Source organism: Microbacterium kyungheense (assembly GCF_006783905.1).
Taxonomy (GTDB): Bacteria; Actinomycetota; Actinomycetes; order Actinomycetales; family Microbacteriaceae; genus Microbacterium; species Microbacterium kyungheense.
Map to the genome: position 1 here is coordinate 34,974 of NZ_VFPE01000007.1, position 20,509 is coordinate 55,482.

General features: G+C 72.0%; 21 protein-coding genes. 14 read left to right on the top strand and 7 right to left on the bottom strand.

What is annotated here, in order from left to right; genetic code table 11:
* Nucleotides 1–54: 54 nt before the first annotated feature.
* Nucleotides 55–1,473, bottom strand: coding sequence for a dihydrolipoyl dehydrogenase family protein (locus FB391_RS17460; protein WP_141896373.1), 1,419 nt, complete (start codon nucleotides 1,471–1,473; stop codon nucleotides 55–57).
* A gap of 137 nt (nucleotides 1,474–1,610) precedes the next feature.
* Between FB391_RS17460 and FB391_RS17465 the strand changes: the two genes are divergently transcribed.
* The 6 genes from FB391_RS17465 (at nucleotide 1,611) to FB391_RS17490 (ending at nucleotide 6,483) form a co-directional block, all read left to right on the top strand.
* Nucleotides 1,611–2,435 (top strand): ABC transporter ATP-binding protein, encoded by an 825-nt coding sequence (locus tag FB391_RS17465; protein WP_141896374.1) that lies wholly within the window; start codon nucleotides 1,611–1,613, stop codon nucleotides 2,433–2,435.
* Entirely contained in the window at nucleotides 2,432–3,106 is a 675-nt protein-coding gene (locus FB391_RS17470; RefSeq protein WP_141896375.1) for an ABC transporter permease, read from the top strand. Before FB391_RS17465 ends, FB391_RS17470 begins: the two co-directional genes overlap by 4 nt.
* Nucleotides 3,103–3,828, top strand: a complete 726-nt coding sequence (locus FB391_RS17475) for an ABC transporter permease (protein WP_141896376.1) — start codon at nucleotides 3,103–3,105, stop codon at nucleotides 3,826–3,828. Before FB391_RS17470 ends, FB391_RS17475 begins: the two co-directional genes overlap by 4 nt.
* A gap of 26 nt (nucleotides 3,829–3,854) precedes the next feature.
* Entirely contained in the window at nucleotides 3,855–4,769 is a 915-nt protein-coding gene (locus FB391_RS17480) for an ABC transporter substrate-binding protein (RefSeq protein WP_141896377.1), read from the top strand.
* Between the two features lie 113 nt (nucleotides 4,770–4,882).
* Nucleotides 4,883–6,163: a DUF308 domain-containing protein gene (locus FB391_RS17485; protein WP_141896378.1), complete on the top strand. Its 1,281-nt coding sequence runs from the start codon at nucleotides 4,883–4,885 to the stop codon at nucleotides 6,161–6,163.
* 20 nt (nucleotides 6,164–6,183) lie between these two features.
* A complete protein-coding gene (locus FB391_RS17490) occupies nucleotides 6,184–6,483 on the top strand; it encodes a hypothetical protein (RefSeq protein ID WP_141896379.1) in 300 nt (99 codons plus the stop codon).
* Between the two features lie 6 nt (nucleotides 6,484–6,489).
* Here the strand turns inward: FB391_RS17490 and FB391_RS17495 are convergent, their stop codons facing one another.
* Together FB391_RS17495 and FB391_RS17500 are read right to left on the bottom strand one after the other, a co-directional pair.
* Nucleotides 6,490–6,894, bottom strand: a complete 405-nt coding sequence (locus FB391_RS17495) for a DUF3054 domain-containing protein (RefSeq protein WP_246093597.1) — start codon at nucleotides 6,892–6,894, stop codon at nucleotides 6,490–6,492.
* Entirely contained in the window at nucleotides 6,891–7,640 is a 750-nt protein-coding gene (locus FB391_RS17500; RefSeq protein WP_141896380.1) for a sulfurtransferase, read from the bottom strand. Before FB391_RS17500 ends, FB391_RS17495 begins: the two co-directional genes overlap by 4 nt.
* Before the next feature lie 128 nt (nucleotides 7,641–7,768).
* Here FB391_RS17500 and FB391_RS17505 point away from each other — a divergent pair, with 128 nt between their 5' ends.
* Nucleotides 7,769–7,972 carry a hypothetical protein gene (locus tag FB391_RS17505; protein ID WP_141896381.1) on the top strand — a complete coding sequence of 68 codons (204 nt, stop codon included), beginning with the start codon at nucleotides 7,769–7,771 and terminating at the stop codon, nucleotides 7,970–7,972.
* A 25-nt stretch (nucleotides 7,973–7,997) separates the two neighbouring features.
* Here the strand turns inward: FB391_RS17505 and FB391_RS17510 are convergent, their stop codons facing one another.
* Nucleotides 7,998–8,915: an SDR family oxidoreductase gene (locus FB391_RS17510; protein WP_141896382.1), complete on the bottom strand. Its 918-nt coding sequence runs from the start codon at nucleotides 8,913–8,915 to the stop codon at nucleotides 7,998–8,000.
* A 71-nt stretch (nucleotides 8,916–8,986) separates the two neighbouring features.
* On the bottom strand, nucleotides 8,987–10,453 hold the full coding sequence (locus tag FB391_RS17515) for an amidase (protein ID WP_246093598.1): 1,467 nt from the start codon (nucleotides 10,451–10,453) through the stop codon (nucleotides 8,987–8,989).
* Nucleotides 10,454–10,621: 168 nt separating this feature from the next.
* Between FB391_RS17515 and FB391_RS17520 the strand changes: the two genes are divergently transcribed.
* The 3 genes from FB391_RS17520 (at nucleotide 10,622) to FB391_RS17530 (ending at nucleotide 12,357) form a co-directional block, all read left to right on the top strand.
* A complete protein-coding gene (locus tag FB391_RS17520) occupies nucleotides 10,622–11,206 on the top strand; it encodes a Dps family protein (protein WP_141896384.1) in 585 nt (194 codons plus the stop codon).
* A gap of 105 nt (nucleotides 11,207–11,311) precedes the next feature.
* Nucleotides 11,312–11,683 (top strand): hypothetical protein, encoded by a 372-nt coding sequence (locus tag FB391_RS17525; RefSeq protein ID WP_141896385.1) that lies wholly within the window; start codon nucleotides 11,312–11,314, stop codon nucleotides 11,681–11,683.
* A gap of 59 nt (nucleotides 11,684–11,742) precedes the next feature.
* Entirely contained in the window at nucleotides 11,743–12,357 is a 615-nt protein-coding gene (locus tag FB391_RS17530) for a winged helix-turn-helix transcriptional regulator (protein WP_141896386.1), read from the top strand.
* Here FB391_RS17530 and fdhD read toward each other — a convergent pair whose 3' ends face one another.
* The gene (fdhD, locus tag FB391_RS17535) at nucleotides 12,358–13,260 is read right to left on the bottom strand and encodes a formate dehydrogenase accessory sulfurtransferase FdhD (protein ID WP_141896387.1); all 903 of its coding nucleotides are present in this window, start codon (nucleotides 13,258–13,260) and stop codon (nucleotides 12,358–12,360) included.
* A 1-nt stretch (nucleotide 13,261) separates the two neighbouring features.
* Nucleotides 13,262–14,314 carry a GTP 3',8-cyclase MoaA gene (gene moaA / locus FB391_RS17540; protein ID WP_141896555.1) on the bottom strand — a complete coding sequence of 351 codons (1,053 nt, stop codon included), beginning with the start codon at nucleotides 14,312–14,314 and terminating at the stop codon, nucleotides 13,262–13,264.
* A gap of 256 nt (nucleotides 14,315–14,570) precedes the next feature.
* On the opposite strand from moaA, the gene FB391_RS17545 reads away from it, so the two are divergent.
* The 4 genes from FB391_RS17545 to cydC are packed head-to-tail and all read left to right on the top strand — an operon-like array spanning nucleotide 14,571 to nucleotide 20,490.
* Nucleotides 14,571–16,025, top strand: coding sequence for a cytochrome ubiquinol oxidase subunit I (locus tag FB391_RS17545; RefSeq protein ID WP_141896388.1), 1,455 nt, complete (start codon nucleotides 14,571–14,573; stop codon nucleotides 16,023–16,025).
* Nucleotides 16,026–16,034: 9 nt separating this feature from the next.
* Nucleotides 16,035–17,069, top strand: coding sequence for a cytochrome d ubiquinol oxidase subunit II (cydB, locus tag FB391_RS17550; RefSeq protein WP_141896389.1), 1,035 nt, complete (start codon nucleotides 16,035–16,037; stop codon nucleotides 17,067–17,069).
* Between the two features lie 17 nt (nucleotides 17,070–17,086).
* Entirely contained in the window at nucleotides 17,087–18,826 is a 1,740-nt protein-coding gene (gene cydD, locus FB391_RS17555) for a thiol reductant ABC exporter subunit CydD (RefSeq protein ID WP_141896390.1), read from the top strand.
* A complete protein-coding gene (gene cydC / locus FB391_RS17560; RefSeq protein WP_141896391.1) occupies nucleotides 18,823–20,490 on the top strand; it encodes a thiol reductant ABC exporter subunit CydC in 1,668 nt (555 codons plus the stop codon). Before cydD ends, cydC begins: the two co-directional genes overlap by 4 nt.
* The last annotated feature ends 19 nt before the right edge of the window (nucleotides 20,491–20,509 follow it).

The window sequence follows — 20,509 nt, forward strand, 5'->3', positions numbered from 1 at the left end:
ACGCGGACACCGAACGTCCGCGAGGCCGCCCTCACCTCGACCGAAGTGCCGGCCTCAGCGGCCGTACGCCTCGAGCCAGCGCAGCCACACCTCGCTGATGGTCGGGTACGACGGCACCGCGTGCCACAGCCGGTCGATCGGAACCTCGCCCACGATCGCGATCGTCGCGGCGTGCAGCAGCTCGCCCACGTCCTGTCCGACGAACGTCGCACCCACCAGCACGCGGCGCTCCTCGTCGACGATCGCCCGCGCCTGCCCCCGGTAGTGGTCGGCGACCTCGCTGGCCCCGGCGACCCACGACAGGTCGTAGTCCAGCACCCTCACCTGCAGGCCCGCCTTCTCGGCCGATGCCTCGGTGTGACCGACGGCGGCGACCTCAGGGTCGGTGAAGACCACCTGGGGCACGGCGGAGTGATCGGCCGTCGCGACGTGTGCGCCCCACGGTCCGTCGTCGACCGCACCGTCCCGCGCGCGGGCGGCGATCACATCGCCCGCTGCCCGAGCCTGGTACTTGCCCTGGTGGGTCAGCAGCGCACGATGGTTGACGTCGCCGACCGCGTACAGCCAGTCGACGCCCCGCACGCGCAGGGTGTCGTCGACGTCGAGCCATGCCCCCGGCGTGAGGCCCACGGAGTCCAGTCCGAGGTCGGCCGTGCGGGGGACCCGGCCGGTCGCGACGAGCACCTCGGCGGCGCGCACCTCGGCACCGTCGGAGAGCGTCAGCACGATGTCGCCGCCGGCGTCGCGTGCGGCGCGCTCGATCTCGACGCCGGTGCGGACGTCGGCGCCGGCATCCGTCAGCGCCTTCGCCACGGCCTCGCCGGCGAACGGCTCCACGCCACGCAGCAGCCCCGAACGCGCGACGACGGTCACCGGGATGCCGAGTGACGTGAAGAGCGTCGCCATCTCGCTGCCCACGACGCCGCCGCCGAGGATCGCGAGGGATGCCGGCACCTCGCGCATCCCTGTCGCCTCGCGGCTCGTCCACGGCTGCACCTCACGCAGGCCGGGGATGTCAGGCAGCAGCGCGGCCGAGCCCGTCGACACCGCCACCGCGTGGCGCGCCCTGAGCACGGTCTCGGCGCCGTCCTGGCCGGTCACCGTCACCTCGCGCTCACCGGTGAGCCGCCCGTGGCCGCGCACGAGGTCGATGCCGGCCCCCTGCAGCCACTCGACCTGCGACGTGTCGTCCCAGTCGTGGACGAACGTGTCACGGCGCGCGAGCACCGCCGCCGCGTCCAGCTCGCCGGTGACGGCGGACGCCGCCCCCTGAACGTCGCGCACGGCGCGCAGCGCCGCCCCGGGCCGCAGCATCGCCTTGGACGGGATGCACGCCCAGTACGAGCACTCGCCGCCGACGAGCTCGCTCTCGACGATCACCGTCGACAGGCCCCCCTGCACGGTGCGGTCGGCCACATTCTCTCCGACCGGCCCCGCGCCGATCACGATCACGTCGTATTCCCGAGCAGTCATGGGCCCCAACGTATCGCCGTCCGGCGACACCGGGCGACCTCTTGCGCATCGACGCCACGCGGCGCAACCCTGTCCGCGTGTCCGAGGGGTGTGGTTATGTGGGAACCCCGCTGGCACAACCCGGCCGAAAGGGCAGCATGGCGATCGAATTCCGCGCGGTCTCGAAGAGGTATCCGGACGGCACCACCGCCGTCGACGACTTCAGCGTGCTCATGCCCGCGCATCGGACCACCGTGCTCGTGGGATCGTCGGGCAGCGGCAAGACGACGCTGCTGCGGATGATCAACCGCCTCATCGAACCGTCGGGCGGGGCGATCACGATCGACGACGAGCCGATCGCCGAGCGCGACCCGGTGAAGCTGCGGCGGGGCATCGGGTACGTGCTGCAGAACGCCGGCCTGCTCCCCCACTTCTCGGTCGTCGACAACATCGCCACCGTGCCGGTCCTCAACGGCGTGCCGAAGGCGCAGGCGCGCCGGCGCGCCCTGGAGCTCATGGATGTCGTGGGTCTCGAACGCGGGTTCGCGAAGCGGTACCCGAGTCAGCTGTCGGGCGGGCAGCAGCAACGCGTGGGCGTCGCACGCGCCCTTGCTGTCGACCCCAACATCCTCCTGATGGACGAGCCGTTCGGCGCGGTCGACCCGATCGTGCGGCGTGAGCTGCAGACCGAGATCATCCGGCTGCAGCGCGAGCTCGAGAAGACGATCGTCTTCGTCACGCACGACATCGACGAGGCCTTCCTGCTCGGCGACCAGGTGGTGATCCTCGAGAAGGGCGCCCGCATCGCGCAGATCGGCACGCCCGACGAGATCATCGAGAACCCCGCGAGCGACTTCGTCGCCGACTTCATCGGGGCCGAGCGCGGCACGAGGGCGCTGCACGCCAAGCAGACGTCGCACGGAACCGTGCTCGTCGACGCGGTCGGACGCACCCAGGGCGTGCTCGTGGAGGACTCGCCGTGAGCTGGGTGCTCGACAACCTCGACCTCATCTGGGCGCTGACCGTCGACCACCTGCGGCAGAGCGCCATCGCGATCGTCGCGGGCTTCGTGATCGCGGTGCCCATCGGGTGGCTCGCCTACCGGTACACGCCGCTCCGCGGCACCGTGCTGACGGTGGTCGGGCTGCTGTACACGATCCCGTCGTTCGCACTCTTCCCCCTGATCACCGCATTCTTCGGCATCCCCACGCTCTCCGAGGCAAACCTCATCGTCGCCCTCACCATCTACGCGGTGGCGATCATGACCCGGTCGGTGACGGACGGTCTCGCCTCCGTCGACGAGGTGACCCGGTCGGCGGCCATCGCGGTCGGCTTCGGGCCGTGGCGCCGGTTCTGGACCGTCGACTTCCCCCTCGCCGGACCGGTGGTCCTCGCCGGCTTGCGGGTCACCGCGATGTCGACGATCTCGCTCGCGACGGTCGGCGCGCTGATCGGGGTGCAGAACCTCGGCTACCTGTTCACGAACGGCTCCCAGCGACGCATCATCGCAGAGGTCTTCGCGGGTGTCGTCGCCGTCGTGCTCATCGCGGTGCTGATCGACATCCTGTTGATGCTGCTCGGACGCGCGCTGATGCCGTGGTCACGGCGCGCCGCGACCCCTCGCCCCCATCGCATGCAGGCGGCGCACGCATGAATCTCTTCGTCGAGGCCTTCGCGTGGATCTTCTCGCCGGAGCGGCTGGAAGGGACGCTGACGCTGCCCATGGCGATCGCTCAGCACCTCGCTTTCACGTTCGGCTCCGTCGCCATCGCCGCCATCATCGCGATTCCGCTCGGATGGCTGATCGGACACACCGGGCGCGGACGCGAGATCGCGGTCTTCCTCTCGGGCGCCGCCCGTGCGCTGCCGGCGCTCGGGCTCGTGGTCCTTCTCGTGATGCTCGCCGGCGTCAACCTCAAGACCGAGGCCGCCGTCACCGCGTTCGTGGTGCTCGCGATCCCGTCGATCCTCGCCGGCGCCTACTCGGGGATCGAGGCGATCGACCGCACCGTGATCGACGCGGGGCGTGCGATGGGAATGACCGAGTGGCAGATCCTGTTCCGGATCGAGATGCCTCTGGGTCTGTCGCTCCTCATCGGAGGGCTCCGCTCCGCCACGCTGCAGGTGGTCGCCACGGTGACCATCGCGGCGTACGTCGGCCTGGGCGGGCTCGGCTTCTTCATGATCCAGGGGCTCCCGACCCGCAACTTCGCCGAAGTCCTCGGAGCCGCGATCGTGGTCGTCGCGCTCGCTCTGGTGCTCGACGGAGCGTTCGCGCTGCTCGCCCGATTCGCCGTGCCCCGCACGACGAATCGGCGCATCCGACCCCGGCAGTCCGAGCCCGCCGCCACCCCTGTTCTGCAGACGTCCCACTGATCCACCACCACACCGGAGGTACGACAATGTCCACAGCACGAACCCGCCTGGCCGCCGCGTTCGCGGGCACCGCCATCGCGGCGCTCGCCCTCGCCGGCTGCGCCTCGAGCGACCCGCTGAGCGGCGAGAGCACCGACGACGGCGGCGCCACCGAATCGTCGACCATCGTCATCGGCTCGCAGGCCTACTACTCGAACGAGATCATCGCCGAGATCTACGCGCAGGCCCTCGAGGGCGCCGGTTACACCGTCGACCGCAACTTCAACATCGGCCAGCGCGACCTCTACATGCCATCGATCGAGGACGGCTCGATCGACCTGTTCCCCGAGTACACGGGCAATCTGCTGCAGTTCTTCGACAAGGACACGACGGCGACCCAGTCCGACGATGTGTACGCCGCGCTGAAGGACGCGCTGCCCGACGGACTCACCGTCCTCGACCAGTCGCCCGCGACCGACCAGGACTCGTACAACGTCACTGCAGCCTTCGCGGAGGAGCACAACCTCACCTCGATCGCCGATCTGGCGAATGTCGACGGTGTCGTGCTCGGCGGCGCGCCCGAGCTCGAGACGCGCCCGTACGGACCCACCGGGCTGAAGGACGTCTACGGCGTGACCGTGTCGTTCTCGCCGACCGCAGACACGACGGTCGACGAGCTCGTCGCCGGCAACATCCAGCTGGCCGACGTGTACAGCGCCGACCCGCTCATCAAGACGAAGAACCTCGTGACGCTGGAAGATCCGGACGGCCTCTTCCTCGCCTCCAACGTGGTGCCCCTCGTCAACGCCGACATCGCTGACGAGATCGCCGACGTCATCAACCCGGTGAGCGCCAAGCTGACCCCCGAGGGCCTCATCGCGCTGAACGTCGAGTCCACCGAGGACCAGCGCTCGTCCGAAGACATCGCGAAGGACTGGCTCGCCGCCAACGGCTTCAGTTGAGCCTCCGCTGTGGCACGGTGGCCGTCGCGTCGCCGTGCCACCGCGCCGACCGGGTCGCGAGGTGCGGGATTCGCTAGGTTGATCACGACATCGTCCCTCCGTCGAGAGCGCCCATGACCGATCCGGATGCCACGCACGACCCCACGGCCTCGCCCGCGGACTCCGTGCTGGGGTACTACACGCCCTCGCACGGCGACGGGGCGAGGGACATCGCCCGCCCGTACGAGTACGTCCCGGCATCCACGGTCTCATCACCGGCGTCGCCACCCGAGGGCGCCGGTGCACCGCCCGCCTACGCCGGGCCCGAGTCCCCCGGGCCCGAGTCCCCCGGGCCCGCCTACGCCGGGCCCGCGTACCCGCCGCCCGCCTACGCGGCAGCACCCGACCACCCGGCCCCGTACGGCGTGCCGGCGCCCGCCTTCACCGGAGCGCCCGCGCTCCCCCCGCGAGACCCGCGGCCGAAGGGGGTGGCGATCACCGGCCTGGTGACCGCCGTCCTCGGTCTGCTCCTCGCCTTCGTGCCGGCCACGGCAGGACTTGCTCTCGTCGTGCTGCTCGTCGCGTTCGTCACGTCGATCGTCGCCCTCGCCGGCGCGAAGATCGGCGGCAAGGGCATGGCCGGCACGGGGCTCGCGCTGTCGATCCTCGGTGGCCTCGTCGCGGTGGTCGTCACCGTGCTGCAGCTGTTCGGCGCCTTCGATTCGCGCGGCGGATACGACGCGTCGGAGTCGTACGGCGAATACGAGCAGTACGACGACCCTGTCGACCGCGGCGTCGCGGCGCCGGGCACCGACGGCATCCCCGACGAGGGCGCGGTGCTGGCCGCTCCTGTCCCGCTCACCGTGGCTGAGACGGCGTTCGGAGCCGAGACGAGCGGTGGCGGCACGTGGTTCGTCGTCCTTCTCGACAATCCGAATGCCGACCACGTCTTCATCGATGCCGAGATCCGCGTGCGGGCGCTCGATGCCTCCGGCGCCGAGGTCGCCACGGCGTCCGACTACGTGACAGCGTTGCAGGGCCGGTCGGCGATCGTCCTTCGCGGGGTGACGACCGGCGCAGGCGCTGTGGCATCGGTCGACGTCTCGGTGCCCGACGCTGCGGCGGCGACCGTGTCGCCGGGCGACGAGACGGGGTCGTTCACGGTGACCGGCGTGGAGCGACTCACCGACGGCGGCGACGACGAGGTGGCCGGTGAGGTCGCCGGACGCTTCGCCGACGACCAGTGGTACCCGCGTGCCATGGTGGTCGTCCGCGATGCCGCGGGAACGATCGTGAACGGTCAGGTGGCCTATCTCGACCGGGTCGCCGCCGACGGCACCCCGACCGCCTTCTCGGTGTGGTTCACGGTGCCGCTCCCCGCCGACGCCACCTTCGAAACCTATCCGACGCCGTGACCCCGGCCTAGGCTGGTGACATGCCGATCGGTCAGGTGATGATGACGGGCTTCATCGCCGTCCTCTTCGCCCTGCCGGTGTACTTCCTGTGGTTCGCATTCGACTCGTACCGGCGTCGCCGGCGCGGTGAGACGCCGACCCATTCGGGCGGCGGCGTGGCCGCCATCGACATGATCTTCCAGCCGACGGCCGAGGATGCCCGTGTCGTGTGGGAGGCCGAGCAGATCACGCCGGCGCCCGCCCCGACGCCGGGCGACGGTCCGGGCGTGATCGACGGCAACCGCATCGTCATCGAGACCGGTCTGCGGCACCGGCCCTGAGCGGGCTCAGCCGCGCCGCAGCCGACGCACGAGCGCCGTGAGCAGACGCCAGCCCACGAGCGCGATCAGGAGCGTCACCGAGGCCACGATGATGAACGGCAGTGCGATGCCCTGACCGGATGCCGCGCGCAGCAGCATTCCGCCGGCCACGGTCACCGCCCACACGCCGAGACCGGTGCGCACGGGGGCCGACGGGGCACGCCACGCGAGCGTCACCAGCCAGCCGATCCCGAGACCGGCGAGGAACGGCCACGCGGTCTGCCACAGCCCCGACCACACGTCGGAGTCGTGGCTCGCGCGCCCGGTCGCCGCGAACGCCACGACCAGGACGATGTCGAGCACGAGTGCGAGCGCGATCGCCGCGCCGGTCGGGCGCGCCCGGCTTCCCGCCTCGGGAGTCGGCGCGGTCACGCGGGCACCACCGTCGCAGCGACGGGCGACAGAGCCGGTGTCAGCGCTTCGCGCTCGTCGAACACGAAGCACTCGCCGTTCCAGTGCGCACCGCCGACGTGCTCGAAGTAGCCGAGGATGCCGCCGTCGAGCTGGAACGCGGGCACGCCGATCTCTCGCAGGTAGATGGCGGCCTTCTCACACCGGATTCCGCCGGTGCAGTAGCTCACGACGGTCTTGCCGGCGAGCTCGGACGCCGCGGCGGCTGCGGCGGCCGGGAACTGGGTGAACCGCTCGATCCGCCAGTCCAGCGCCCCCTCGAAGGCGCCGTAGTCGACCTCGAAGGCGTTGCGGGTGTCGAGCAGCACGACCTCGCGACCGTCGTCGTCGGCGCCCTCGTCGAGCCAGCGGCGGAGCGTGGCCGGATCGACGGTCGGCGCCCGCCCCGCTTCGGGACGGATCGCGGGATGGTCCATGCGGATGATCTCGCGCTTCACCTTGACGACCATGCGGCCGAACGGCTGGGCGTCCGACCAGCTCTCCTTCGCCGTGAGCCCGGCGAACCGCGGGTCGAGGCGCAGGTCGTCGACGAACCCGCGTACGGCGTGGGCATCGCCGGCGAGAAACAGGTTGATGCCTTCTTCGGCGAGCAGGATCGTTCCCTTGAGACCCGCCGCGACCGCACGCCCGCGCAGCACCGGCTTCAGCTCGGCGGCGTCGGCGAGGCGGGTGAACAGGTACGCCGAGATGTTGAGAACGGATGCCACACCTCCAGCCTACGGATACCTCCGGCAGAGGCGCTCAGGGCCGGACGCCCGGCGTCAAGGGGGTGGCGCATCCCCGGCGGCCGACCGAGGCTGAGGTCGTCCGGCGAACGCGTCGGCTGGAGGCACGAATGACCGATCCCACGATCCCCGAACCGCTGCCGGGCCAGGTCCCGCCCGGCGAGCATCCGCCGGGCCCGGAGCAGCCGACCCCGAGCGAGCCCTTCCCGGCGACGCCCGCCGAACCGCCCGCGCCGTGGCCTGAGGAGCCGCTCGCACCGAATCCCGAGGAGCCGGCCTTCCCGGGCACGACGCCCGAGACGCCCATGCCGTGATCGGCGCACGTCGGGCGCGCGCGACTCACGCGGGTCGCACGCGCTCGGCGAGCAGCTGTTCGGCGACAGCCCACATGCGGGCGCCGGCTGCCGGATCGCTGATCCTGCGGTACGGCCGCTGCCGGGCGGCGGGGCCGCCGAAGTGAAGCGGCCCGGACGGTCCGAACAGGTCGGGCGCACCGGCGACCGCCGGGGCGATCGAGGCCAGCAGTGCGGGCTCCGCCGCCTGCGCGGGGGTGTTGCCGACGTGCTGCGCCACCGCGCGCTGCAATCCTTTGCCGGCGCGGGCTCGCAGCGCGGGAGCGATCGCGGTGTCCGGCGCGACGCCCGGATGACTGAGCTGCACGCTGACGCCCCAGTCCTCCGTCGCGGAGCGGCGCGCGAGTTCGCACGCGAACAGCCCGAGCGCGACCTTGGACGCGCCGTACGCGCGCAGCGGGCGATACCGCCGCGCGGACGCGAGATCGCCCCAGTCCACCCGTGAGACGGCCGCGGCGAGGCTGCATTGCACGACGACGCGGGCCCGCCGCTCGCGCAGCACCGGCAGCAGCGCGGTGGTCAACGCGAAGTGCCCGAGGAAGTTCGTCTGGAAGTGCAGCTCGAACCCGTCGTCGGTGACATGGCGCTCCGGGTCGCCGAGCAGCACGATCCCCGCGTTCAGCACGAGCAGGTCGACGGGTGCCCGCTCCGACCGCAGCGCGTCGGCGAGCGCAGCGACCGAGTCCAGGCGCGCGAGGTCGAGGTCGCGCAGGCTCAGCCGCGCGTCGGGCTGCGTCTCGCGGATCCGGGCGATCGCCCGCTCCCCCTTCGCCCGGTTGCGCACCGGCAGAACGACGTCGGCGCCGGCACCGGCGAGCCCGCGGACGATCTCGACTCCCACGCCGTCGCTGGCACCGGTGACGACCGCAGTGCGCCCGCTCAGGTCCGGCAGCGTGATCGGCATGTCGCTCCTTCGGCTCCTCATCGAAGAGGGGCGATGGATGCCGCAGATACACTCACCGCCTGCCGCTGAGGCTACTCACGTCCGACGGCGGGCGGCGCCGGCAGCGGCGGAGCTGCGGCCTCGATGACCCGCCCGGCCTCGAACAGGGTGTCCTCGGCGAACATCGGGCCGATGAGCTGCACGCCGGTCGGCATGCCGTCGTCGCCGAGCCCGGTGGGCAGGGCGAGCGCCGGCAGCCCGAGGAAGTTCGCGGCCACCGTGAGCCAGAGATCCCGCCACGCGCGGTCGGCGGCATCCTGCCCGCCGAGGTCGTGATCGGGCTCGCGCATGCGCGACGCCGACACCGGACCCAACAGCACCGGCACCTCGGCCTGCAGCCGTCGCCAGTCCGCGGCGACGACGGCGCGCTGCGCCCACGCCTCGGCATACTCGCGAGCAGTGTCGTACGGCCGTGCCGCGGCGGTGCTGTCGCGCAGGAACGAGGTCGCCGAACGCCCGAGGGGCATGCCGAGCGCGGCGGGGTCGAGCGAGATGAGCATGTCGGTGCACGACAGGCGCCGCCACAGCACCGCCATCTCTTCGAGGCGTGGCGCCTCGACGTCGACGACGTCCCACCCGGCCGCCGCGAGGGATGCCGCGGCCTGCCGCATGCCGGCCGCCACCTGCGGATCCACCTCGGCGCCCGCGTCGCGCACGACCCCGACGCGCCGCGGCAGGTCACGCGGCGGTGGGGCGTCGAGCGACACCGGGTCGTCGGCATCCACTCCGCGCATCACCGAGAGCGCGAGTGCCGCGTCGTCGACCGAACGCGCCATCGGGCCGTTGACCGAGAACTCCTGCAGCGTGAGCGCGACGGGGTATCCGGTGACGGCGGCACGCGGCACGCGGCCGCGCGAGGGCCGCAGCCCCACGACGCCCGCGGCGTACGCGGGCAGGCGCAGCGAGCCGCCGAAGTCGTTGCCGAGACCGATGGCGCTCATGCCGGTGGCCACCGACACGGCGTCACCCCCGCTGGAACCGCCGGCGCTGCGCTGGGGGTTCCACGGGTTGCGCGTGCGGCCGAACAGGTCGTTGTCGGTGTCCCACCGCATGCCGAAGTCGGGCATGTTGCCACGTGCGACGGGCACCGCACCGGCCTCGCGCAGACGTCGCACGATCGTCGCGTCGCGCGCCGGGACGGCCTCGGCCATGCCGCGCCAGCCGTTGGTCGTCGCCGACCAGGTGAGGTCGATGTTCTCCTTGACCGAGATCGGCACCCCGGCCAGCGGCCCCATGTCCTCACCCGCGGCCCGTGCCCGGTCGACGAGGGATGCCGCCTCCCGAGCCTGCTCCGCGAACACCACGGTCAGCGCACCCAGGCCGGGGTTGCGACGCGCGATGCGGTCGAGGTGCGCGTCCACCACCTCGACGGCGGTGACCTCTCCGCGCTGGACGGCCGCGGCGATGCCCGCGGCCGACGCACGCGGCGTCAGAGCCGCGTCGGCAGCACGACCATCGTCGGTCGGCGAAGGACGGGAGTCGGGGCGCTGCGCAGTCATCGGACCCATCCCACCACGCGGGTCCCCGGGAGCGCATCCGGCACCACTGCCGGGAACGAGTAGCACGGCGCCGGGCCCGGCACAATCCCCGCACGCGGGTGACGGTGTCCGGTTAACGTCGAACACGACCGGCAGGCAGCCGGCTTCGACCGAGAGACGGAGAGACGGATGGCGAACACGACCGCGAAGAAGACCTCGTCGAGCAGCTCGGCCACCTCCCGACGGACCGGCAGCGCGCGGCGCGCCTCCGGCGGTGCGGGTGCCGAACGCACCGCTGAGCAGAACGCCGAGGGCGGTTTCGCGGCATCCGAGACCCTCGCGCAGAACCTGCAGAAGGTGCTCGTCGACCTCATCGAGCTGTCGCTGCAGGGCAAGCAGGCGCACTGGAACGTCGTCGGACGCAACTTCCGCGACACCCACCTCCAGCTCGACGAGATCATCGCCGCCGCGCGCGGGTTCGCCGACACGGTGGCCGAGCGCATGCGCGCGCTGCACGCCCTGCCGGACGGCCGGAGCGGCGAAGTCGCCGGCACCACCACGCTGCCCGAGTTCCCTCAGGGCGAGATCGCGACGACCGACGTCATCGACCTGATGACGCAGCGGCTGGATGCCGTCGCCCAGACCTGTCGCGACGTCCACGACGACGTCGACGAAGAAGACCCCACGAGTGCCGACATCCTCCACGCGATCCTGGAACGCGTGGAGCAGCTCTCGTGGATGGTGAGCGCGGAGAACCGTACCCCGAAGCAGTAATCCCTGGCGCCCTGACACTGCCCGCCCGTCGCATGACCGGCGGGCAGTGTCATGTCCGGGCGCGGCCATCCCGCTCCGCGCGGTCGCACCACTAGGATCAGGCCCATGGCATCAGGCAAGAAGCAGCAGGAACCCGAGCTTCACGGCGGAGTCCTCTCCGGCAACGGCAGCCCGGCCCTGTGGGGCACCCTCATCGGCCTCATCGTGTTCGCGTTCGTCGCCGTCCCGATCTCGGCCGCCGTGCGCTTCGCGACGCACCCGGCGACGCAGCAGCTCTTCGGCGGCCGCCTGTCGGACGCCACCCAGGGCGGCTATGTCGCGTTCTGGTGGATCGTCGCGATCTTCCTGCTGGCGCTGCCGTTCCTGGTCGGCTGGGGTGTCGCGAAGCTGTCGGGCAAGACGCTCGCGATCATCGCGGCCGTCGTCGGCCTGTTCTTCATCATCACGCTCGTGATGGGCCAGCTCTTCGTCTTCTGACCCTGCGAGCCGGGGCGGCGCCGAGTCCTCGGGACCCGGCTTCCGGAGATAATGGGACCATGGGGACCGGTTACAGCGCGATCTCCAGTTATTCGCGCGTCGAGATCATGCGGCTGCTGCAGGAGCGGCCGCAGCGGGCGATCCCCGAGCTCGTCGAGGCGACCGGCCTGCACGCCAACACGGTGCGCGAGCACGTGCAGCGGCTCATCGACGCCGGGTACGTGATCGCCGAGACCGAGCATCGCACCACGCGCGGACGCCCGCGCGTCCTGTACTCGGCGGCCACCGGTGACGACGACGCGTCCAGCCCCGTGGCGGTGCGGCGCGCGGAGGCCGCGGCGCGACGCGGCGACCTCCTGCGCCGGCTGTACGGGACGGATGCGGAGTCCGGTCCTGCGCAGCTCAGCACCACCGCGCTGCATCAGCTGGACGCGCTCGTGGACGACCTCGGCGACGCCGGCTTCGACCCGGTCGTCGACGAGCGGGATCTCACCGTCGACCTCACCCCGTGCCCGCACGCCCCCTCGGGTGCGCAGCGCGGCGTGCTGTGCGGCGTGCACATCGGCCTGATGGACAGCGTGCTCGCGCAGGCCGGCGGCCCGCTGCGCGTCGAGGGCATCGCCCCGTCGTGCGACCCGGCGCAGTGCGTCGTGCAGCTGACGGCAGGCGCCTAGTCAGACGACCACTCGATCGGGCCGCGCGTAGACGTTCATCGACGCGCCGCGTACGAACCCGACGAGCGTGAGCCCCGACCGGGTCGCGAGGTCGACCGCGAGCGAGGACGGCGCCGATACCGCCGACAGGATCGGGATGCCGGCCATCACGGCCTTCTGCGCGAGTTCGAAGCTCGCGCGACCCGACACCTGCAGCACGGTGCCCGCCGACGGCAGGCGGTCCTCCAGCACCGCCCACCCGATGACCTTGTCGACCGCGTTGTGGCGGCCGACGTCCTCGCGCAGCACGAGGAGCTCCCCCGTCGCGACATCGAACAGCGCCGCGGCGTGCAGCCCGCCCGTCTTGTCGAATGCCGCCTGACCGGCGCGCAGCCGTTCCGGCAGCTCGGCGAGCAGGGATGCCGCGACGGTCACCGCATCCCCCGACACGTCATGACGCGAGTGCTTCTCGATCGCGTCGATCGACGCGGCGCCGCACACGCCGCACGCGCTGGTGGTCGCGAAGGCGCGGGCGATCCCGGCGACCGCGTCCTGCAGTCCCGGCGCGAGAGCGAGGTCGAGCACGTTGTACGTGTTCTCGGCAGGCGCCGGCGCGAGGGTCGCCGTGGCCGGCGCGCCGATCGTCAGCAGCGGAGCGGCGACGGGTGCGGTCGCCGGACCGCCGCAGTGGATCGCGGCGCGCACATCTCCGCCTGCGCCGATGACGCCCTCCGAGACGAGGAAGCCGGCGGCGAGCTCGAGGTCGTGCCCGGGCGTGCGCATCGTGACGGTGAGCGGTTCCCCGCCGATCCGGATCTCGAGCGGCTCCTCGACCGCCACTGTGTCGGCCCGGCGGCGGACGGCGGGGCCGTCGGCGCCGAGCGCGATGCGTGTGACGGGAGTCCGCGTGGTGACCCGGCCCATGTCAGCCGCCGATCGCGTTCATGCCGCGTGCGGGCTGCAGGAACGACGGGTCGTTGATCGCGTGACCGGGAAGCTTGCCGCGCACGCAGGACCGCAGCATCCCGTCGATCGCGGTCGTCACATCGGCGGCTCCGCGCAGCAGTGGCAGCAGGTCGTACTCGGTCGTCGAGAAGAGGCAGTTGCGCAGCTGACCGTCGGCGGTCAGGCGCAGCCGGTCGCAGTCGCCGCAGAACGGCGCGGTCACCGACGCGATGACGCCCACGGTGTCGGGGCCGCCGTCCAGGGTCCACCGCGCGGCCGGAGCTCCGCCGCGACCGGGCACGGGGGTGAGCGTCCACCGCGCGGCGAGGCGTCCGAGGATCTCGTCCTGGGTCACCATGCTCGAGCGGTCCCAGGTGTGCCCCGCGTCGAGGGGCATCTGCTCGATGAAGCGCATCTGCGCGTCGTGTGCGACGGCGAACTCCACGAGGTCGACGAGCTCGTCGTCGTTGACCCCGCGCATCGCGACCGCGTTCAGCTTGAGCGGGCGAAGAGGGGATGCCGCCGCCGCCGCGATCCCGTCGAGCACGTCGCTCAGGCGGTCGCGCCGGGTGAGATCGCGGAAACGGTCGGGACGCAGCGTGTCGATCGACACGTTGAGGCGGTCGAGCCCCGCGTCGACCAGGTCGGGCAGCAGTTCGCGCAGCCGGATGCCGTTGGTCGTCATGGCGATCTCGACAGGACGGCCGTCGGGGCCGGCGATGGCGGCCAGACGCCTCACCACCTCGACGATGTCGGTGCGCAGCAGCGGCTCGCCGCCGGTCAGCCGGAACGTCGTGATGCCGTCGGCGGCCGCCACGCGCGCGACCGTCTCGATCTCGTCGAGGGTCAGGATGCTGGTCTTGGCGAGCCACTCGTTGCCCTGCTCGGGCATGCAGTACGTGCAGCGCAGCGAGCAGCGGTCGGTGAGCGAGATGCGCAGGTCGCGATGCACCCGGCCGTGGGTGTCGACGAGTGGCGCGCCGGGCCCGGCGGGCCACGAGCCGGTGCCGACGGGCGCCGCGGCCGCCGGCATCCGCTTTCCGATCGTGACGGGGACCGCGCTCACGCGCGCCGCCCCGATCGTCCCGTCCGCACCGCCATGGTTCGAGGGTAGCCGCGCCGGGCGGGGGCGGGCGCGCGGGGGCGGATTATTCACGGCGGGCCGGCGCGCGGGACCGCGCGAGGACTGGGATGGTGGGGGCATACGGGCCCTCACAACTCAGGGGTCCCGTGTGGTCTGACCACATGCTACGGTGGTCCCAACAGTCCGGATCGATCGGAGAACCCTCGTGGATCTGCTGGACCCTCTCCTGCTGGCGCGCTGGCAGTTCGGCCTCACGACGCTGTATCACTTCCTGTTCGTCCCGTTGACGCTCGGCATGGCGCTGACGGTCGCGATCTTCCAGACCGCGTGGTTCCGCACCGGCAAGCTCAAGTGGCTGAATCTGACGCGCTTCTTCGGCAAGGTGTTCCTCATCAACTTCGCCATGGGCGTGGTCACGGGCATCGTGCAGGAGTTCCAGTTCGGCATGAACTGGTCGGCCTACTCGCGGTTCGTGGGAGACGTCTTCGGCGCCCCGCTCGCGTTCGAGGGCCTCATGGCCTTCTTCTTCGAAGCGACGTTCATCGGCCTGTGGATCTTCGGCTGGGACAAGCTGCCCAAGGCCCTGCACCTCGCCAGCATCTGGATCGCGACGATCGGCGCGTGGTTCTCGGCCTACTTCATCCTCGCCGCGAACGCGTTCATGCAGAACCCCGTCGGCTTCAAGATGGCCGAGGACGGCTCGCGTGCCGAGATGACGGACTTCTTCGCGGTCCTCACCAACCCGGTGGCGCTGGCGGCGCTCCCCCACACCCTCTTCGCGGCGTTCATGATGACGGCGGGCGTCATCGTGTCGATCTCGGCCTGGCACCTGCTGCGCAAGCGGAACGTCGACATGATGCGCTCGTCGCTCAAGTTCGGGCTCTGGGGGCTCATCGCCGCCTTCGCGGGCGTCGCCGTCTCGGGCGACCAGCTGAGCCTCGTGATGGTGGCCACGCAGCCCATGAAGATGGCGGCCGCAGAGGCCACGTTCAACACCGTGTGCGGTGCCGACGCCTCGTTCTCGATCTTCACCCTCGGCACCCCCGACGGGACCAGCGAGCTGTTCTCGATCCGCGTGCCCTACCTGCTGTCGCTCTTGTCGACGCACACGTTCGACGGCTGCGTCGAGGGCATCAACGATCTGAACGCGCTGTACACGAACGAGATGTTCCCGCAGTTCGCCGACCAGGTCGACGGCAACTTCGCCCCGATCCTGTGGGTCACGTACTGGGCGTTCCGCTGGATGATCGGCCTCGGCGGCGTCGCCGCCCTCGTGGCGGTCGTCGGCCTGTGGCTCACGCGCAAGAACGCCAAGCGCGAGGTCCCGGCCTGGGCATGGCGCCTCGCGATCTGGGCATGGCCGGCGTCGCTGTTCGCGATCCTCGTCGGCTGGATCTTCACCGAGATGGGCCGCCAGCCCTGGATCGTGTTCAGCCTGATGCTGACCGAGGACGGCGTCTCGCCTTCGGTGCCGGGCTGGACCGTGCTGATCTCGCTCATCGCCTTCACCGCCATCTATGCGGCGCTCGCGATCGTCGAGGTCGGACTCATCATGAGGACGGCGAAGAAGGGCCCCGAGCCGCTCCCCGACCCCGATGCCGCGGCCTCGCCCGACCGCGAAGAGACCGCGGACGCCGGCATCCGCTCGACGGTGTACTAGGAGATCGAAATGGACCTCGCCTACCTCTGGTTCTGGATCGTCGGCTTCCTCTTCGTCGGCTATTTCGTCCTCGACGGCTTCGACTTCGGCGTCGGCATGTCGCTGCCCTTCCTCGGCAAGAACGACATCAGCCGCCGGCAGGTCATCAACACCATCGGCCCGGTGTGGGACCTCAACGAGACCTGGGTCATCGTCGCCGGCGCGTGCCTGTTCGCCGCGTTCCCGGAGTGGTACGCGACGCTGTTCAGCGGGTTCTACCTCGCGCTGCTGCTGATCCTGCTCGCCCTCATCCTGCGCGGCGTCTCGTTCGAGTACCGCCACCAGCGGGACTCCCTCCGGTGGAAGCGCGGCTTCGACACGATGATCGTCGTCGGCTCGGCGGTGCCCGCGTTCCTGTGGGGCGTCGCGGTGGCCAACATCGTGCAGGGCGTCCCTCTCGACGCGTCGCACGAGTTCACGGGCTCGCTGCTCACGCTGCTCAACCCGTACGGGCTGCTGGGCGGACTCACGACGCTGCTGCTGTTCTTCACCCACGGCGTGTACTTCGTCGCCCTCAAGACCGACGGCCAGGTCGCTGTGGACGCGCGCCGCCTGGCCGCGCGTGCGGGGCTCATCACGATCGTGGTGGCGGCGGCGTTCCTCGTGTGGACGGTCGTCATGGCGTTCGCGCAGGGCCGCGATTTCGCACTGGCGACGACGGTGCTGGCCGCCGTGGCCGCGGTGCTGCTGATCGCCTCGTGGATCTCGAACGCGCGCAGCCGCGAGGGCTGGGCGTTCGGGTTCGGCGCCGGCACGATCGTCGCGGCCGTGCTGGCGGTGTGGTTCGCGCTGTTCCCCTACGTCATGCCGTCGACGACCGACCCGGCGTACAGCCTGACGATCGAGAACGCGTCGAGCACCGACTACACGCTGACGATCATGTCGTGGGCGGCGCTGATCTTCCTGCCGCTCGTGCTGGCGTACCAGGGCTGGACGTACTGGGTGTTCCGCAAGCGCGTGACGCGCTCGCACATCGAGGCGGCCGCCGCGGCGCCCGTCCACTGATCCTCCCCTGCACCGACATGGCACGCCGCGCGACCCCGCCCTCGCCGCGGCGTGCCCCGTCGGCGGAAGGCGAGGCGCCCGCCGCTCAGGCGCCCGTCGACCCCCGCCTGCTGCGGTACGCGAGCGCCTCTCGCGGGTTCTTCGTCGCGATCGCCGCGATCGCGCTCGCGCAGACGGCGGTGATCGTCGCCTTCGCGTGGCTGCTGACGCGGGCGATCACCTCGGCGATCGACGGGATGCCGCTGGCCGGGCTCGCGCCGACGCTCGGGTGGCTCGCGCTCGTCGTCGCGCTGCGGGCGATGCTGCTTTGGGCACGCGAGGCCGTCGCCGCACGCGCCGCCTCGCGCGTGCAGTCGCAGCTGCGCACCGCCCTCGTCGCCGCGGTGGGAACCCTGGGCCCGGAGTGGCTCGCGGGCCGCGGCTCGGCGGCCCTCGCCGTCACCGCCGGGCGCGGGCTCGACGCGCTCGAGGCGTACTTCGGCCGTTACCTGCCTCAGCTGGTCCAGACCGTCATCGCGACGCCGCTGATCCTCGCTGTCATGTGGTGGCAGGACTGGCTCTCGGGACTCACGGTGCTGCTGACGCTGCCCCTCATCCCGATCTTCATGGTGCTGATCGGGCTGGCGACGCGCTCGGTGCAGCAGCGGCAGTGGCAGACGCTGCAGCACCTCGCGTCGCGCTTCGCCGACACCGTGCAGGGGCTGTCGACGCTCAAGGTCTTCGGCCGCCAGCATCGGGCGGCGGCATCCGTCGAACGCGTCACCGACCAGTACCGCGGCGAGACGATGCGCGTGCTGCGGGTGTCGTTCCTGTCGGGCTTCGCGCTGGAGTTCCTGGCGTCGATCTCGGTCGCGATCGTCGCGGTGTCGATCGGGTTCCGCCTCATCGACGGCGCGCTGACCCTGGCGGTCGGCCTGTTCGTGCTGCTGCTGGCGCCCGAGGCGTATCTGCCGCTGCGCCAGGTCGGCGTGCAGTTCCACGCGGCCGCCGAAGGAGTCGCCGCGACCGAGGACGTGTTCGCCGTGCTGGATGCCGCGCGCGCGTCGACGGGAGCGCCCGGTCCCCACTCCGCCGCGGTCATCGGGCACGCGGTCCCCGCGCCGCCGGTCCCTGCACCTGTCGAAGGGGACCTCGTCGTGCGGTATCTCCGCGTGCACCGCGGCGAACGGATGCTGCCTCCCGTCGCCTTCTCGGCCGCGCCGGGCGCCGTGGCGCTGCTGGAGGGCCCGAGCGGCGCCGGCAAGTCGAGCGTGTTCGCGGCCCTGCGGGGCACCGCGCAGTTCGACGGGCTCGCGGAGCTCGGCGGCGCCGATGTGCGCACCCTGCCGCCGTCGACGTGGCTGGCCTGGGCCGGTCAGCAGCCGGGGCTTCTCGCCGGCACGATCGCGGCCAACGTGACGCTCGGGGACGCCGCTCCCGACGCCGGGACGGTGCGCCGCGCGCTGGAGCTCGCGTGCGCGGAGTCCCTCGACCCGGCGTCCGAGCTCGGCGTCCAGGGCGCCGGCCTGTCGGGCGGCCAGGCCCAGCGCGTCGCCGTGGCCCGTGCCTTCTACCGCCACCTGCGAGGACTCGCCCCCGTGATCGCCCTCGACGAGCCGAGCTCGGCCCTCGACTCCGAGACCGAGGCGCGGCTGTGGCGCGGCATCCGCTCGCTCGCCGACGACGGTGCGATCGTGCTGCTGATCTCGCACCGCACGTCCGCACGGGCGATCGCCGACACCGTGGTGCGGCTGGAACCGAGCGAGGTGCCCGCATGACCGCCCCGCGCGCGGTGCTGCGCGGCGCGATGCCGCCCGCGCGACGGTTCTGGTGGGCGCTGGCAGCAGGCTTCGCGTCGGAGGCGTCGGCGGTCGCGCTGCTCGCGGTGAGCGCCTGGCTGATCGTGCGGGCGAGCGAGCAGCCGCCCGTCCTCTACCTGTCGGCCGCCGTCGTGGGCGTGCGGTTCTTCGCCATCTCGCGTGCCGCGTTCCGCTACCTCGAACGCCTGACGGGTCACGATGCCGCGCTCCGTCAGCTTGCGTCGACGCGCGCCGACCTCGTGCGGCGCGTGATCCCGATCGCGCCCGACGGACTGGCGCGCACGCGCCGGGGCTCGGTCCTGGGCGCTCTGGTCGACGACGTCGACGAACTGCAGAACCTGCCGCTGCGCGTCGTGCAGCCGCTCGCGTCGTCGGCACTCGTCGCGGTCGGCGCGGTCGTGCTCGTCGCCGTCGTGTGGTGGCCCGCGGCGCTCACCCTCCTCGCCTGCCTGCTGGTGGCCGCCGCAGCGGCGACGCTGTGGGGCTGGCTGTCGGGCGCTCGCGCGGAACGGGCGATCGCCCCGCTGCGCGCCGAGCTGGCCGACGCCGTGCTCGACCACCTCGGCAGCCTCGACGTGCTCCTGGCCTACGGTGCGGAGCACGAGAGCCGCGACCGCATCGCGCGCGCCGACGCGGCACTGCGCCGTGCCGTGGTGCGGCGGGCGGGCGCGCAGGCGGGCACCGCCGCCCTCGTGTCGCTGCTGGCCGGCGCCGCATCCATCGCCGCCGTGGTCGCCGCCGCACCCGGCCTCGCATCCGGCGCGCTCACCGGGCCGGGCCTCGCCGTCGTCGTGCTCGTCCCCATGGCGGTGTTCGAGGTGTTCTCCGCCGTCCCGCTCGCGGCGGCGGCCTGGCGTCAGGTCCATGCGTCGGCCCGGCGCATCGCCGAGGCCGTCCCGGCCACGCCGCCCGTCGAACTCGCGCCCGAGAACGTTCCCGCCACCGGTGAGGCGCCGCCGCTCGGCGACGGCATCCGCCTGCGCGGCGCGGACGTGCGCTGGCCGGGCACCACGGCCTCGGCGCTGCACGACATCGACCTGACCGTCCGGCCGGGTGAGCGCGTCCTCGTGGTCGGGTCGAGCGGAGCCGGCAAGACCACCCTCGCGCACGCGCTGGTGCGCTTCCTCGAGACCGACGGCGCGTACGACCTCGGCGGGCGCTCCGTGCACGACCTCGCCCCCGACGACGTCCGCCTGACGGTGGGGCTGTGCGAGCAGCATCCCATGCTCTTCGACGAGGACATCCGCCAGAACCTCCTGTTCGCCCGCGACACCGCCACCGATGCAGACCTCGACGCAGCGCTCGCACGGGTCGGCCTCGATGTCTGGGTGCGCAGCCGGGGCGGGCTCGACGCCCGCGTCGGCGAACGCGGCGCCCTGGTGTCGGGCGGCCAGGCGCAGCGCCTCGCGCTCGCCCGGGCGCTGCTGCACGGGTTCCCGGTGCTGGTGCTCGACGAGCCGACCGCGGGGGTCGACCCCGACGCGTCGGACCTGCTGCTGACGGACCTGCTCGAGGCGGTGCCCGATGACCGCGCCGTCGTGCTGATCTCGCATGTGGCGGTTCCCGAACGCCTCGTCGATCGCGTCGTGCGCATCGACGACGGGCGCGTGACCAGCGAGTGAGGGCTCAGCACCGGGCCTA

Bases quoted from the DNA above. Each gene is read 5' to 3' on its own strand.
- FB391_RS17460 (WP_141896373.1), bottom strand. From the start codon at position 1,473: ATGACTGCTCGGGAATACGACGTGATCGTGATCGGCGCGGGGCCGGTC.
- FB391_RS17465 (WP_141896374.1), top strand. From the start codon at position 1,611: ATGGCGATCGAATTCCGCGCGGTCTCGAAGAGGTATCCGGACGGCACC.
- FB391_RS17475 (WP_141896376.1), top strand. From the start codon at position 3,103: ATGAATCTCTTCGTCGAGGCCTTCGCGTGGATCTTCTCGCCGGAGCGG.
- FB391_RS17480 (WP_141896377.1), top strand. From the start codon at position 3,855: ATGTCCACAGCACGAACCCGCCTGGCCGCCGCGTTCGCGGGCACCGCC.
- FB391_RS17485 (WP_141896378.1), top strand. From the start codon at position 4,883: ATGACCGATCCGGATGCCACGCACGACCCCACGGCCTCGCCCGCGGAC.
- FB391_RS17490 (WP_141896379.1), top strand. From the start codon at position 6,184: ATGCCGATCGGTCAGGTGATGATGACGGGCTTCATCGCCGTCCTCTTC.
- FB391_RS17505 (WP_141896381.1), top strand. From the start codon at position 7,769: ATGACCGATCCCACGATCCCCGAACCGCTGCCGGGCCAGGTCCCGCCC.
- FB391_RS17510 (WP_141896382.1), bottom strand. From the start codon at position 8,915: ATGCCGATCACGCTGCCGGACCTGAGCGGGCGCACTGCGGTCGTCACC.
- FB391_RS17515 (WP_246093598.1), bottom strand. From the start codon at position 10,453: ATGACTGCGCAGCGCCCCGACTCCCGTCCTTCGCCGACCGACGATGGT.
- FB391_RS17520 (WP_141896384.1), top strand. From the start codon at position 10,622: ATGGCGAACACGACCGCGAAGAAGACCTCGTCGAGCAGCTCGGCCACC.
- FB391_RS17525 (WP_141896385.1), top strand. From the start codon at position 11,312: ATGGCATCAGGCAAGAAGCAGCAGGAACCCGAGCTTCACGGCGGAGTC.
- FB391_RS17530 (WP_141896386.1), top strand. From the start codon at position 11,743: ATGGGGACCGGTTACAGCGCGATCTCCAGTTATTCGCGCGTCGAGATC.
- fdhD (WP_141896387.1), bottom strand. From the start codon at position 13,260: ATGGGCCGGGTCACCACGCGGACTCCCGTCACACGCATCGCGCTCGGC.
- moaA (WP_141896555.1), bottom strand. From the start codon at position 14,314: ATGCCGGCGGCCGCGGCGCCCGTCGGCACCGGCTCGTGGCCCGCCGGG.
- cydB (WP_141896389.1), top strand. From the start codon at position 16,035: ATGGACCTCGCCTACCTCTGGTTCTGGATCGTCGGCTTCCTCTTCGTC.
- cydD (WP_141896390.1), top strand. From the start codon at position 17,087: ATGGCACGCCGCGCGACCCCGCCCTCGCCGCGGCGTGCCCCGTCGGCG.
- cydC (WP_141896391.1), top strand. From the start codon at position 18,823: ATGACCGCCCCGCGCGCGGTGCTGCGCGGCGCGATGCCGCCCGCGCGA.